General features: G+C 56.0%; 10 protein-coding genes. 2 read left to right on the top strand and 8 right to left on the bottom strand.

Annotated elements, in window-relative coordinates; translation table 11 throughout:
• Positions 1–181: 181 nt before the first annotated feature.
• The 3 genes from lpdA to aceE form a co-directional block, all read right to left on the bottom strand.
• The gene (gene lpdA, locus BDE01S_RS03335) at positions 182–1,978 is read right to left on the bottom strand and encodes a dihydrolipoyl dehydrogenase (protein ID WP_066077423.1); all 1,797 of its coding nucleotides are present in this window, start codon (positions 1,976–1,978) and stop codon (positions 182–184) included.
• A gap of 212 nt (positions 1,979–2,190) precedes the next feature.
• Positions 2,191–3,801, bottom strand: coding sequence for a dihydrolipoyllysine-residue acetyltransferase (aceF, locus tag BDE01S_RS03330; RefSeq protein ID WP_066077421.1), 1,611 nt, complete (start codon positions 3,799–3,801; stop codon positions 2,191–2,193).
• 113 nt (positions 3,802–3,914) lie between these two features.
• The gene (gene aceE, locus BDE01S_RS03325) at positions 3,915–6,578 is read right to left on the bottom strand and encodes a pyruvate dehydrogenase (acetyl-transferring), homodimeric type (RefSeq protein ID WP_066077419.1); all 2,664 of its coding nucleotides are present in this window, start codon (positions 6,576–6,578) and stop codon (positions 3,915–3,917) included.
• Between the two features lie 79 nt (positions 6,579–6,657).
• Here aceE and BDE01S_RS11820 point away from each other — a divergent pair, with 79 nt between their 5' ends.
• On the top strand, positions 6,658–6,909 hold the full coding sequence (locus BDE01S_RS11820) for a hypothetical protein (RefSeq protein ID WP_245934296.1): 252 nt from the start codon (positions 6,658–6,660) through the stop codon (positions 6,907–6,909).
• A 477-nt stretch (positions 6,910–7,386) separates the two neighbouring features.
• Here BDE01S_RS11820 and leuB read toward each other — a convergent pair whose 3' ends face one another.
• The 5 genes from leuB to leuC form a co-directional block, all read right to left on the bottom strand.
• Positions 7,387–8,457 carry a 3-isopropylmalate dehydrogenase gene (gene leuB / locus BDE01S_RS03320; protein ID WP_066077418.1) on the bottom strand — a complete coding sequence of 357 codons (1,071 nt, stop codon included), beginning with the start codon at positions 8,455–8,457 and terminating at the stop codon, positions 7,387–7,389.
• An 80-nt stretch (positions 8,458–8,537) separates the two neighbouring features.
• On the bottom strand, positions 8,538–9,002 hold the full coding sequence (locus BDE01S_RS03315; RefSeq protein ID WP_066077416.1) for a NanQ anomerase/TabA/YiaL family protein: 465 nt from the start codon (positions 9,000–9,002) through the stop codon (positions 8,538–8,540).
• 65 nt (positions 9,003–9,067) lie between these two features.
• Complete coding sequence (leuD, locus tag BDE01S_RS03310; RefSeq protein WP_066077413.1) at positions 9,068–9,709, bottom strand: 3-isopropylmalate dehydratase small subunit; 642 nt, start codon at positions 9,707–9,709, stop codon at positions 9,068–9,070.
• An 82-nt stretch (positions 9,710–9,791) separates the two neighbouring features.
• Positions 9,792–10,214 (bottom strand): hypothetical protein, encoded by a 423-nt coding sequence (locus tag BDE01S_RS11815; protein ID WP_066077411.1) that lies wholly within the window; start codon positions 10,212–10,214, stop codon positions 9,792–9,794.
• An 82-nt stretch (positions 10,215–10,296) separates the two neighbouring features.
• On the bottom strand, positions 10,297–11,706 hold the full coding sequence (leuC, locus tag BDE01S_RS03300) for a 3-isopropylmalate dehydratase large subunit (RefSeq protein WP_066077410.1): 1,410 nt from the start codon (positions 11,704–11,706) through the stop codon (positions 10,297–10,299).
• A gap of 383 nt (positions 11,707–12,089) precedes the next feature.
• Here leuC and gshA point away from each other — a divergent pair, with 383 nt between their 5' ends.
• Positions 12,090–13,448, top strand: a complete 1,359-nt coding sequence (gene gshA, locus BDE01S_RS03295) for a glutamate--cysteine ligase (protein ID WP_066077408.1) — start codon at positions 12,090–12,092, stop codon at positions 13,446–13,448.
• Positions 13,449–13,586 lie beyond the last annotated feature (138 nt).

Below are 13,586 nucleotides of genomic sequence, written 5' to 3'. Positions count from 1 at the left end.
TATATATGCAAAGGCGTGCGATTCATTAAGCCTGAAATCGGGCGTAAGCCGGATATTGGGTATCCAGTGATGTTTCGTCTGTATGCCTGATAGAAAAAAGCCGTCTGAAAAATCAGAGATTTTCAGACGGCTTTGGTTTATGCCGATGCTTGCAAGCTGTTAGTCTACAAGCTTGGGGGCATTATTTCTTTTTCTTTTGCGGCGGCAGGTCGGTACATACGCCCAGTGCCACTTCCGCCGCCATACCGATGGATTCGCCCAGGGTCGGGTGCGGGTGGATGGTTTTGCCGATGTCTGCGGCGTCGCAGCCCATTTCGATGGCCAGGCAGATCTCGCCGATCATGTCGCCACCGTTCGGGCCGACGATGCCGCCGCCGATGATGCGGCCGCTTTCGGCATCGAAAATCAGCTTGGTGAAGCCGTCGTCGCAGCCGTTGGCGATGGCGCGGCCGGATGCCGCCCACGGGAAGTTGGCTTTGGTGATTTTGAGGCCTTGCGCTTTGGCGGAGGTCTCGGTGACACCGACCCAGGCAACTTCAGGGGAGGTAAAGGCTACGCCCGGAATGACGCGGGCATCGAAGTAGGCTTTGTGGCCGGCGCAGTTTTCGGCGGCAACGTGGCCTTCGTGTACGGCTTTGTGCGCCAGCATGGGTTGGCCGACGATGTCGCCGATGGCGTAGATGTGCGGTACGTTGGTACGCATTTGTTTGTCGACTTCGATGAAACCGCGCTCGGTCACGGCGACGCCGGCGTTTTCCGCGCCGATGAGTTTGCCGTTGGGCGCGCGGCCTGCGGCTACCAGCACGCTGTCGTAGCGTTGCGGTTCTTTCGGTGCGTTTTCGCCTTCGAAGGTCACGTAGATGCCGTCTTCACGGGCTTCTACGGCTACGGTTTTGGTGTTGATCATGATGCGGTCGAAGCGGTGCTCGTTGGCTTTTTGCCATACTTTCACCAGGTCGCGGTCGGCGCCCTGCATCAGGCCGTCCATCATTTCGACGACTTCGAGGCGGGTGCCCAAAGTGCTGTACACCGTGCCCATTTCGAGGCCGATGATGCCGCCGCCGATAATCAGCATATTGCCCGGCACTTCTTTCAGAGCCAGCGCGCCGGTAGAGTCGATGATGCGCGGGTCTTGCGGGATAAACGGCAGGTTCATCACGCGGCTGCCCGCGGCGATGATGGCGTTTTTGAACTGGATGGTGCGTTTTTCGCCGGTTTCAACCAGTGGTGCATCGTATTCGCCGGTTTCGGTCAGGGCGACTTCGATATGGTGCGCGCCGACGAATTGGCCGTTACCGCGGATAACGTCCACTTTGCGGGCTTTGGCCATGCCGCTCAAACCGCCGGTGAGGCGGCCGACGACTTTGTCTTTATAGGTACGCAGCATGTCGATGTCCAGCTCCGGCTCTTGGTATTTGATACCGTTGGCGGCCAGGTGGCGCACTTCGTCGATGACGTTGGCGTTGTGCAGCAGGGCTTTGGAGGGGATACAGCCTACGTTCAGACACACGCCGCCCAAGGTGGCGTAACGCTCGACGATGGCGACTTTCAGGCCTTCGTCGGCTGCGGCGAAAGCAGCGGAGTAACCGCCGGGGCCGCCGCCCAATACCACAACGTCGTATTCCGCATCGGCGTTACCGCTGAATTGCGCGGCTTGCGGAGCGGGTGCGGCGGCTTTCGGGGCTTCTTGTGCCGGAGCGGCAGCAGGTGCGGCTTCGGCTTTGGGTGCTTCGGCGGCACCTTCGGCTTCTACCACCAGAATCACGCCGCCTTCGGAGATTTTGTCGCCGACTTTGACTTTGACTTCTTTGACCACGCCTGCCGCTTCGGCCGGTACGTCCATAGTGGCTTTGTCGGTTTCCAGGGTAATCAGGGTATCGTCAACGGCGATGGTGTCGCCCGCTTTGACTTCTACGGCGATGATGTCCACATTTTCGTGGCCGCCGATATCGGGCACTTTTAATTCGATTAAGCTCATTTTGAATCTTTCTTTGATTGTTCCGTTTCAGACGGCCTTACGGTGTGCTAAGGCCGTCTGAAAAAATCCGTATGGCTGTATGGGAAAAGTTTGGCAGGGCGGCGGTTAAACCGTATCCGCTTTCATCATATGATGGCGCAACCCGCTTTATTTCTTTTCCCGTATTTTTCAGACGGCCTTCCGACAGGCTTCAGGCCGTCTGAAAATCCGTGTTACAGCGTAATGCGGCGGAAGTCTTTCAACAGGTTGGCCAGGAATACGGTGAAGCGCATACCGGCGGCGCCGTCGATGACGCGGTGGTCGAACGACAGGCTCAGCGGGCACATCAGGCGCGGCTCGAATTCTTTGCCGTTCCATACCGGTTTCATTTGTGATTTGCACACGCCCAAGATGGCAACTTCGGGTGCGTTCACAATCGGGGTGAAGCCGGTGCCGCCGATGCCGCCCAGGCTGGAAATGGTAAAGCATGCGCCTTGCATTTCCTGCGGTTTGAGCTTGCCTTCGCGGGCTTTTTTCGACAATTCGGTCAGCTCTTGGCTGATTTGTTTCAGGCCTTTTTGATCCACGTCTTTAATCACCGGTACCACCAAGCCGTTCGGCGTGTCGGCGGCAAAACCGATGTTGAAGTAGTTTTTCAGCACCAGGTTGTCGCCGTCGAGAGAGGCGTTGAATTCCGGGAAGGCTTTCAGCGCGGCTACGGAAGCCTTGATGATGAAGGCCAACGGAGAGAGTTTCACGCCTTCGCGTTCCCACTCTTTGTTGAGCTGTTTGCGGAACTCTTCCAGCTCGGTCATGTCGGCATCTTCGTGTACGGTAACGTGCGGAATGACTACCCAGTTGCGTGACAGGTTTTGGCCGGAGATTTTCTTAATGCGGCTCAATTCTTTCACTTCAACCGAACCGAATTTGCTGAAGTCCACTTTCGGCCACGGCAGCAGGTCCAAACCGCCGCCCAGAGAAGCAGGCGCAGCTTTGCCCGCGCCGCCCTGCATAGCGGCTTTGACGAAGGCTTTGATGTCTTCGCCCATGATACGGCCTTTCAGACCGGTACCTTTGACCAGGCCCAAATCAACGCCCAATTCGCGCGCCAGTTTGCGTGCGGACGGACCGGCGTGGGCTTTGGAGAAGGCTTCTTCGTTAATCGGTGCTTGTGCCGGTGCGGCAGCCGGTGCAGGTGCAGCAGCGGCAGGCGCAGCAGCCGGAGCCGGAGCGGCGGCAGGTGCGGGCGCAGGGGCAGCGGCTTGTGCCGGTGCGGCAGCGGCGGAAGCGGCGGTTTCAACATCGATGATGACGGTGCCTTCGGATGCTTTGTCGCCCACTTTCAGGTAAACGGCTTTCACCACGCCGGCGGCGGTACACGGCACGTCCATGGTGGCTTTGTCGGTTTCCAGGGTAATCAGGGTGTCGTCAACGGCTACGGTGTCGCCGACTTTGACTTCGACGGCAATCACGTCCACGCCGCTGTGGCCGCCGATATCGGGTACGGTCACTTGCTCGACTGCGCCGCCGGCTGCGGGTGCGGCAGCGGCAGGCGCAGCAGGTGCTTCGGCTGCCGGCGCGGCTGCCGGAGCTTCAGCGGCTGCGGCGCCGGTTTCTACCAGCAGAATCACGCCGCCTTCGGAAATTTTGTCGCCGGCTTTGACTTTCAGCTCGGTCACGACGCCTGCGGCATCGGCCGGTACGTCCATAGTGGCTTTGTCGGTTTCCAGGGTAATCAGGGTGTCGTCAACGGCAATGGTGTCGCCGACTTTGACGGCTACGTCGATGATGTCCACGTTTTCATGGCCGCCGATGTCGGGTACTTTGATTTCTACGATACTCATCAGAGTTCCTTTAATAATAATTCGTTCTGTGCCGCCCTGTGCGGGCGGCCTGTATGCTTTGGCTTGTGCGCTTTTTCAGACGGCCTTTTCAAAGGCCGTCTGAAAACCGCTGCTTAGCGTTTCCAGCTCGGTGCGGCGTCGGCATCGATACCGTATTTTTCAATTGCTTGCTGTACGGTTTCTTTGCTGACTTTGCCTTGGTCGGCCAGGGCGCTCAGTGCGGTCACGGCTACGTTGTAGCGGTCCACTTCGAAGAAGCGGCGCAGGTTGGCGCGGCTGTCGGAGCGGCCGAAGCCGTCGGTACCCAAAACGTGGAAGTCGTTAGGAATGTAGGCGCGCAGACGCTCGGCATAGCTGCGGATGTAGTCGGTTGCCACGACTACCGGGCCGGTGTGGCCTTGCAGTTTTTCGGTGACGAACGGTACTTTGGCGGTTTCCAGCGGGTGCAGGCGGTTGTAGCGTTCCACTTCGATGGCATCGCGGTGCAGCTCGTTGAAGGACGGGCATGACCAGATGTCGGCATCGATGCCGAAGTCGGCTTTCAGCAGCTCGGCACCGGCAATCACTTCTTGCAGGATGGTGCCTGAGCCCATCAGTTGGACTTTCTTGTCGCTGTTGCCGCCGGCTTTCAGCAGGTACATACCTTTCAGAATGTCTTGCTCCACGCCTTTAGGCATTTCCGGATGCGCGTAGTTTTCGTTCATCAGGGTGATGTAGTAGAACACATCTTGGTCTTCGGCATACATGCGGCGCAGACCGTCTTGTACAATCACGGCCAGCTCGTATTGGAAGGTCGGGTCGTAAGAGACGCAGTTCGGAATCAGGTCGGCCTGAATGTGGCTGTGGCCGTCTTCGTGTTGCAGACCTTCGCCGTTCAGGGTGGTACGGCCGGCTGTGCCGCCCAGCAGGAAGCCGCGTGCGTGCATATCGCCTGCCGCCCATGCCAGGTCGCCGATACGTTGGAAACCGAACATAGAGTAGTAGATGTAGAACGGAATCATCGGCACTTTGCTGTTGGCATAAGAGGTGGCCGCAGCAATCCAGTCGGCCATCGCGCCCGGCTCGTTAATACCTTCCTGCAGAATCTGACCGTCGGTCGATTCTTTATAGAACATCAGCTGGTCTTTATCCTGCGGGGTGTATTGCTGGCCTTTCGGGTTCCAGATGCCGTATTGGCGGAACATGCCTTCCATACCGAAAGTACGGCTTTCATCGGGTACAATCGGTACAACGCGTTTGCCGATTTTCTTGTCTTTCAGCAGGGTGGACAGAATGCGGACAAATGCCATAGTGGTCGAGAATTCGCGCTCGCCGCTGCTTTGCAGCTGGGCGTCGAATGCAGACAGCTCGGGCACTTCCAATACTTCCTGGGTCGGCTGGCGGGTCGGCAGGTAGCCGCCCAGAGCCGCGCGGCGCTCGTGCAGGTATTTGTATTCGGCGCTGTCGGGAGCGAAGCTCAGGTAAGGCAGGTCGCCGCTGTCGATTTGCTCGTCGGTCACCGGAATGTCGAAGCGGTCGCGGAAGTGCTTCAGGGAAGCGGTATCCATTTTCTTCGCTTGGTGGGCAACGTTTTGCGCTTCGCCGGCGGTACCCATGCCGTAACCTTTAATGGTTTTGGACAGGATAACGGTCGGACGGCCGTCGGCATGGTTGGCCGCGCGGTCGTAGGCGTTGTAGATTTTTTGCGGGTCGTGACCGCCGCGGTTGAGGGCGAAGATTTCTTCGTCGGTCATGTCGGCCACCATGGCTTTCAGTTCCGGCGTGTTGAAGAAATGCTCGCGCACGTATGCACCGTCTTTGGATTTATAGGTTTGGTAGTCGCCGTCCAAGCACTCTTCCATGCGTTGGCGCAGGATGCCGTTGGTGTCGCGCTCCAGCAGTTTGTCCCAGCGGCGGCCCCAGATGACTTTCACCACGTTCCAACCGGCACCGCTGAAGTTGCCTTCCAGCTCTTGAATGATTTTGCCGTTGCCGCGTACCGGACCGTCGAGGCGCTGCAGGTTACAGTTAATCACGAATACCAGGTTGTCCAAGCCTTCGCGGGCAGCCAGGGAAATCGCGCCTTGGGATTCCGGCTCGTCCATCTCGCCGTCGCCGCAGAATACCCATACTTTACGGCCTTTGGTTTTGGCCAAACCGCGCGATTCCAGATATTTCAGGAAGCGTGCCTGATAAATCGCCATCAGCGGGCCCAAGCCCATGGATACGGTCGGGAATTGCCAGAAATCAGGCAGCAGGTGGGGGTGGGGGTAAGACGGAATGCCTTTGCCGTCCACTTCTTGACGGAAGTTGTCGAGCTGCTCGGCAGTCAGGCGGCCTTCGACAAACGCGCGGGCATAGATGCCGGGCGCAACGTGGCCTTGGAAGAATACCAAATCGCCTTCTTCGCCGTCGCCTTTGGCTTTCCAGAAGTGGTTGAAGCCGACTTCGTACATGGTGGCGGAAGATTGGAAGGAGGCAATGTGGCCGCCCAGCTCCAAATCTTTCTTACCGGCGCGCAATACGATGGCGGCAGCATTCCAGCGCACAAACGCACGGATGCGGTGCTCGATGCTCTGATCGCCCGGAATGGCCTTTTCTTCGCCGACAGTAATGGTATTGACGTAAGGCGTGGTGGTGCCGTGCGGCATATTCACGCCTTTTTTGCGGCTGTATTTCACCAGGTTTTCTAACAGATATTGCGCGCGCTCGCTGCCTTCGACTTCCAGCACCGAACCTAACGCGTCTAACCACTCTTGTGTTTCAATCGGGTCAACATCGTGCATTTGTGTGGACATTATTCTATCCTTTATGTTGAGTATTTCAAATTTGGCCCGTGGGCCGCTTCGTTTGTTTTCGTTTTCGCAGAAAATCGAAATGAAAACGCAAAACCGAAACAATCCAAGGAAGCTCTTTAATATTCAAAGATTTGGATTTTCCGTTATCGGGCAGGCGCGTAGGCCGCCGCAAACTATTTTGCTTCGCTGCAAATCGTATCAGGTATTGCCCCTGCTGGCAAATTGTCCTGATGTTTTTTCATGCCGTTTGCCGGGTGCGGGCGATGCTTGGATAGGATTTGGCAATGAATGGTTTGTTTGCGAACTTAAAAGAATAAAATCGAAAATTTAATGCGTGGGAACGTGGAAAAAAGAACGAATAGGAACGGAAAAACTCAGATATGAAGCCTGAGAAAATAAATGAATGGAAATGTTAATGGTGGATTAACACTGCCGGGCGGTAAACGGGGAGCTTGGCGGGGAGTGAAGCGATTGTTTGAGGGATTGGATAGGGGGGATTTTTCAGACGGCTTTTTTAAGGATATAAATTTGGGAGCGTCGGTTTTGTTTTAGGAGTTTAAAGCTATAGCCAAATAACTTAAAAATACGTACATTTTTCAGGTGGCTGTATGCAATAAAGTAACCCAGCTATATGCCGCTTCTAAAAGCTCGGTAGCAGCTTTTCCATAAAAAAAGCCGTCTGAAAAACGTGTTTTTCAGACGGCTTGTATTGCCAAATCATCAGCATGCAATCGGGCAGCCCGTTAAGGGAAAACCGATATTACGCTGAGTGTGCATGGCGGAATAGGGATGCGCTTGGCTTGCGGTTTTACAAAGCAGCCAATACGGCATCACCCATTTCCGAACAGGAAACGAGTTTTGTGCCTTCTTCAAAAATATCGCCGGTGCGGAAGCCCTGCTCCAATACTTTTTGCACGGCGTTTTCGATTTGTTGCGCACGGGCTTCGTCGTTCAGGCTGTAGCGTACCAGCATGGCCAGCGACAGAATGGTGGCCAGCGGGTTGGCTTTGTCTTGTCCGGCGATATCGGGCGCGGAACCGTGCGAAGGTTCGTAGAGGCCTTTGCCGTTTTCATCCAAAGAGGCAGACGGCAGCATGCCGATGGAGCCGGTGAGCATGGAAGCCTGGTCGCTCAAAATGTCGCCGAAGATGTTGCCGGTAGCGATGACGTCGAATTGCTTCGGCGCGCGCACGAGCTGCATGGCGGCGTTGTCCACATACATATGGCTCAGTTCCACATCGGGATATTCTTTGGCAATGTCATCGAAAATTTCGCGCCACAGCTCGGTGGTTTCCAATACGTTGGCTTTGCCGACGGAGCAGACTTTTTTATTACGCTTTTGCGCGGCTTGGAAAGCGACGTGGGCAATGCGCTTGATTTCGCTTTCGCTGTATTTCATGGTGTTGAAGCCTTCGCGCTCGCCGTTTTCCAGCACGCGGATGCCGCGCGGTTCGCCGAAATAAATATCGCCGGTCAGCTCACGCACAATCAGGATGTCCAAACCGGCCACCACTTCGGGTTTCAGCGTAGAGGCGTTGGCCAGCTCTTTATACAGAATGGCGGGGCGCAGGTTGGCGAACAGGTTTAAGTCTTTGCGGATCGCCAACAGACCGCGCTCGGGGCGCAGCGGGCGGTCAAGGTTGTCGTATTGCGGGCCGCCGACAGCGCCGAGCAATACCGCATCGGCTTTGCGGCAGAGGTTTTGCGTGAATTCGGGATAGGGATGGCCGTATTCGTCGTAGGCTTCGCCGCCCAGCGGGGCGTATTCGTAGCTTACGTCCAAACCTTGCTCAATCAGTTTGTCGAGTACGCGTACGGTTTCGCGCACGATTTCGGGGCCGATGCCGTCGCCGCGCAGGATGGCGATGTGTTGGGTCATTGTAGTTTCCTTGTGTGAAAAGGTATAACGAGATTTACGGTTTTCAGACGGCTTTTTGAGACGGAGGCCGTCTGAAAAAATTATTCAATCCGCGTTTCTGCGGTGCGGATTTTAAACACCGCCTTGCGGATAAACGTTTCGCTGCCGACCAACGGCGCGTGGGCGTCGTTGGGGAAGAACAGGGCGAATTCACCGGGTTTGAGTTCAAACCACGTTTCGGCTTCGTCATCGAAAAATTCGATGTCGCGCTGAGTATCGTAGCCCAAGCCGTTTTTCAGACGGCCTTTTTCCGCCCAGCCGTAGGTTTCGCTGCCGCTGATCGGCACTTGGATGTCGATATGGTGCAGATGCGCTTCGGGCTTGGCTGCTTCGCGCGTGCGCATAGGCTCGCTGCCGACAAACAGGCGGATATTGGGATTGTCACAGGGAATTTGGCCGTCGGGCAGGGCGGCGAAATCCAGCGTTTGCAGCAGGGCAAGCGCGTCGGCGAAATCGGGATGCAGCGCGGCGTAGCGGCCGGCGTTGGCTATGGTGTCGGTAATCATGGTTCGGTGCGGGGGAGGCCGTCTGAAAAATGCAGGGTGGTCTTATCCGTCCTGCATATTCAGGATTAGCCGTTAAACAGCCAAGGTTGGGCGGCTTTGCGTTTTTCTTCAAACGCTTTGATTTCGTCGGCGTGTTGCAGGGTCAGGCCGATTTCATCGAGGCCGTTTAAGAGGCAGTGTTTGCGGTGTTCGGTGATGTCGAAGGCGAACGTTTCACCGCTCGGGGTGGTCAGGCTTTGTTTTTCCAAGTCGATGGAAAGTTGATAGCCTTCGCTGGCTTCGACTTCTTGGAAAAGCTGCTCGACTTGTTCTTCGCTCAACACAATCGGCAGCAGGCCGTTTTTGTAGCAGTTGTTGAAGAAGATGTCGGCAAAGCTCGGGGCGATGACGGCGCGGAAGCCGTAGTCGTCCAAAGCCCACGGTGCGTGTTCGCGCGAGGAGCCGCAGCCGAAGTTTTTGCGCGTCAGCAGGATTTGCGCGCCCTGATAGCGAGGCTGGTTAAGTGGGAAATCGGGGTTGAGCGGGCGTTTGCTGTTGTCCATGCCCGGCTCGCCGTGGTCTAAATAACGCCATTCGTCAAAGGCGTTGGGGCCGAAGCCGCTGCGTTTGATGGATTTTAAAAATTGTTTGGGAATGATGGCGTCGGTATCGACGTTGGCGCGGTCGAGCGGGGCGACGACGGCGGTGAGGCGGGTAAAGGCTTTCATGTGTATTCCAGTTGGAGCGGTTGCGGGTGCGCCGGTAGGTGGTACGGGGAAGCGCCTGCGGTGCAGGCGCTTTTCAGACGGCTTATTTGCCTGTTACGGCTTCTTTGGTTTTATCCCAGCCGCGTTGTGTGGCAGACTTGGTTTTGTCCCAGGCTTTTTCGGTGGCGTTGCCGACTTTTTCCGCACCGCGCTCGGTGGCGGATTTGGTTTTGTCCCAGGCTTTTTCGGTAGCGTTGCCGACTTTTTCCGCGCCGCGTTTGGTGGCGGATTTGGTTTTATCCCAGGCTTTTTCGGTAGTGTTGCCGACTTTTTCCGCGCCGTGCTCGGTAGCGGCTTTGGTTTTATCCCAGGCTTTTTCGGTGGCGTTGCCGGCTTTTTCTACGCCGCGCTCGGTGGCTTCAAGGGCGTTGCGGCTGTCTTCTTTGGCGCCGTTCCAAGTGTTGGCGCAGGCAGACAGGCCTACGGTCAGTGCGGCGGCAAGTGCGATAGATGCGATTTTTTTCATGTTCTGCTCCTTTAATGTGTTGTTGGGAATGGGCGGAACGCGGGGTTCCGCCAAAGGTGCGGCCGGGCCGGTGCTGATGAGTTTACGCGATTTCGCGCACGTCGGTAAAGCGGCCGGTGACGGCGGCGGCGGCGGCCATGGCGGGGCTGACGAGGTGGGTGCGTCCGCCGTTGCCCTGGCGGCCTTCGAAGTTGCGGTTTGATGTGGAAGCGCAGCGTTCTTGCGGCGCAAGGCGGTCGGCGTTCATGGCCAGGCACATCGAGCAGCCCGGCTCACGCCATTCGAAACCGGCTTCGATAAAGATTTTGTCCAACCCTTCTTGTTCGGCCTGTTCTTTTACCAAGCCGGAACCGGGTACGACCAAGACGCGGTCGACATTGGCGGCTTTCAGATGGCCTTTGGCCACGGCGGCGGCTTCGCGCAAGTCTTCGATGCGGCTGTTGGTGCAGGAGCCGATAAATACGACATCAACGGGGATTTGGTTCAGCGGTGTGCCTGCTTTCAAGCCCATATATTGCAGGGCGCGCTCCATGCCGCTGCGTTTGACAGGATCGGCTTCGTCGGCAGGATTCGGTACTTTGCCGTCCACGCCGAGCACCATTTCGGGCGATGTGCCCCAAGTGACTTGCGGTTCGATGTCGGCCGCGTCGAATTCGAACGTTTTATCGAAAGCCGCGCCTTCGTCGGAAACCAGCGTGCGCCAATAGGCAACGGCTTTTTCCCAATCTTCGCCTTTGGGGGCAAGCGGCTTGCCTTTTACATAATCAATGGTGGTTTGGTCCACGGCCACCAGGCCGCTGCGCGCGCCCGCTTCGATGGCCATGTTGCACAAAGTCATGCGGCCTTCCATGGAAAGGCTTTGGATCGCTTCTCCGCCGAACTCGATGGCGTAGCCCGTGCCGCCGGCGGTGCCGATTTGGCCGATGATGTACAGCGCAACGTCTTTGGCGGTCACACCCGGTTTCAGACGGCCGTTTACTTTAATCAGCATGGATTTGGATTTTTTGGCGGTGATGCATTGGGTGGCCATGGTGTGTTCCACTTCGGATGTGCCGATGCCGTGCGCCAATGCGCCGAACGCACCGTGGGTGGAGGTGTGCGAGTCGCCGCAAACCACGGTCATGCCGGGCAGGGTGGCGCCTTGCTCCGGCCCCATAACATGAACGATGCCTTGGCCTTTGTCTTTAAACGGGAAATACGCCAGTGCGCCGAATTCTTTGATGTTGCTGTCTAAGGTATCTACTTGCAGCTTGGAGATCGGGTCTTGGATGCCTTTGTCCCAGTGGTCGGTCGGGGTATTGTGATCGGCGGTGGAAACGACGCTGTCGATGCGCCACAGCTTGCGTCCGGCCATTTTCAAGCCTTCGAAGGCTTGCGGGCTGGTGACTTCATGCACCAGATGGCGGTCGATATACAGCAATACGGTGCCGTCTTCTTCTTCGCGGACGACGTGGCTGTTCCAGAGTTTGTCGTAGAGGGTTTGCGGAGTCATGGTGGATAGGGTTCCGGTTGGATGTGGTTTGGAATGGTTGTATGGTGGGGATATTAGACGGATTGCAGGTAGATTGCAACTGATTTTGTCTAATTCTGAAAAAATCTTTTGTAAATTTTCATAAAATTAGACATTTTGTACAATAAAATGATGCATGCTGGGAAAATTTAGGTTAATTGCCGGCGGCTGCTTGTGGAAACGGTTTGATGCTACTATTATTGCTGAAATTCTGTTTTTAGGTTTTACGGCCTTTCAAATGAGACCGATGCGGCGTTGTCGCGCTTTGCGGTGTGTTTTGCCTGCTTCGTTCTCATTTTGTGCGGCTTTATTATGTGTATGGCGGGGCTGTTCCGCTATGCTCGGATAAACGAGATGGGGCGAAAATGAAATTGCCGGTTATTGAAACAGAGCACATTGCTCAATTGCAAGACTTCGAAGCCAAGATTTTGGCGAATCACACGAAAATCGAAAATTGGTTCCGCTCGCAGTGGAATGCGCACCGGCCGCCGTTTTACGGATCGGTCGATATCCGCAATGCGGGTTATAAGATTTCTTCCATCGATATGAATCTTTTCCCGGGCGGTTTTAATAATCTGAACCCGAACTTCATCCCGTTGGCGGCGGTGGCGGCGCAAGACGCGGTGCAACGTGCCTGCGAAACGGCCAAATCGGTGCTGATTGTTCCGGAAAACCATACCCGCAACACGTTTTACCTGCAAAACGTCTATGCGCTGACCGAAATTTTACGCTCCGCAGGTTACGAAGTGCGCTTGGGCAGCTTGAATCCCGAAGTGACCGAGCCGACTGAATTTCAGACGGCCTTGGGCAATACTATTTTGCTCGAGCCATTACTGCGTACCCGTGACCGCGTTCACCTGGCAGACGGTTTTTCTCCCTGCGTGGTTTTGCTGAATAACGACTTGTCGGCAGGTATTCCCGAAATTCTGCAAAACGTCAGCCAAACCGTCCTGCCGCCGCTGCACGGCGGTTGGACAACCCGCCGCAAAACCGCCCACTTCGCCGCTTACGACCAAGTGGCGGCGGAGTTTGCCGAATTAATCGATATCGACGAATGGCAGATTAATCCGTATTTTGAAAAAATCAGCGGCTTGGATTTCCAAGAGCGCGAGGGCGAAGACGCGTTGGCGGAAGCAGTAGGGCGCGTATTGGCGAAAATCCAAGCCAAGTATGATGAAAAAGGCATTGGCGACAAGCCTTTCGCCATCGTCAAAGCCGATGCGGGCACTTACGGAATGGGCGTGATGAGTGTGAAGTCCGCCGACGAAGTGCGCGGGCTGAACCGCAAAAACCGCAACAAAATGGCCAAAGTCAAAGAAGGCTTGGAGGTAACGGAGGTTATCGTACAGGAAGGTATCTACACCTACGAAACCTTAAACGGCGCCGTATGCGAGCCGGTGGTATATATGATGGATCGGTTTGTCATCGGCGGCTTTTTCCGCGTGCACGAAGGCCGCGGCGCGGATGAAAACCTGAATGCGGGCGGCATGGTGTTCGTACCGCTTTCCAACAGCATTCCGACCGGCGACGGCGACGACTCCGAAGAAGCCCCCGAAGCCTGCAAACGCGTGTTCGAACAATGGGATTCGCTCGGCATGCCGCGAGCAGGCAAAAGCAGCGGTATCGACAACGAACACAACCGGCTGTATGTGTACGGCGTGATGGCGCGCCTGTCGCTCTTGGCGGCGGCAATCGAATTGGAGCAAACCGCGCCGCAGGCGTGAGGTTGAGCCGGTTTTAATTAAGATTGAACTAAAAAAGGCCGTCTGAAAATCCGAGTGTGATTTTCAGACGGCTTTTTCTTACACCCCTATATACAGGGGAAGTCAAATACGAAACCCATGCCCTTTATGCACATGCTA

This window comes from Bergeriella denitrificans NBRC 102155 (genome assembly GCF_001592185.1).
GTDB classification, from domain to species: domain Bacteria; phylum Pseudomonadota; class Gammaproteobacteria; order Burkholderiales; family Neisseriaceae; genus Neisseria; species Neisseria denitrificans.
This window is presented reverse-complemented; position numbering and strand designations above follow the sequence as displayed.

What these genes read in the sequence shown, in the direction of transcription:
- leuC (WP_066077410.1), bottom strand. Translation starts at nt 11,706, where the DNA reads ATGACTCCGCAAACCCTCTACGACAAACTCTGGAACAGCCACGTCGTC.
- BDE01S_RS11815 (WP_066077411.1), bottom strand. Translation starts at nt 10,214, where the DNA reads ATGAAAAAAATCGCATCTATCGCACTTGCCGCCGCACTGACCGTAGGC.
- aceE (WP_066077419.1), bottom strand. Translation starts at nt 6,578, where the DNA reads ATGTCCACACAAATGCACGATGTTGACCCGATTGAAACACAAGAGTGG.
- leuD (WP_066077413.1), bottom strand. Translation starts at nt 9,709, where the DNA reads ATGAAAGCCTTTACCCGCCTCACCGCCGTCGTCGCCCCGCTCGACCGC.
- aceF (WP_066077421.1), bottom strand. Translation starts at nt 3,801, where the DNA reads ATGAGTATCGTAGAAATCAAAGTACCCGACATCGGCGGCCATGAAAAC.
- leuB (WP_066077418.1), bottom strand. Translation starts at nt 8,457, where the DNA reads ATGACCCAACACATCGCCATCCTGCGCGGCGACGGCATCGGCCCCGAA.
- lpdA (WP_066077423.1), bottom strand. Translation starts at nt 1,978, where the DNA reads ATGAGCTTAATCGAATTAAAAGTGCCCGATATCGGCGGCCACGAAAAT.
- gshA (WP_066077408.1), top strand. Translation starts at nt 12,090, where the DNA reads ATGAAATTGCCGGTTATTGAAACAGAGCACATTGCTCAATTGCAAGAC.
- BDE01S_RS03315 (WP_066077416.1), bottom strand. Translation starts at nt 9,002, where the DNA reads ATGATTACCGACACCATAGCCAACGCCGGCCGCTACGCCGCGCTGCAT.
- BDE01S_RS11820 (WP_245934296.1), top strand. Translation starts at nt 6,658, where the DNA reads ATGAAAACGCAAAACCGAAACAATCCAAGGAAGCTCTTTAATATTCAA.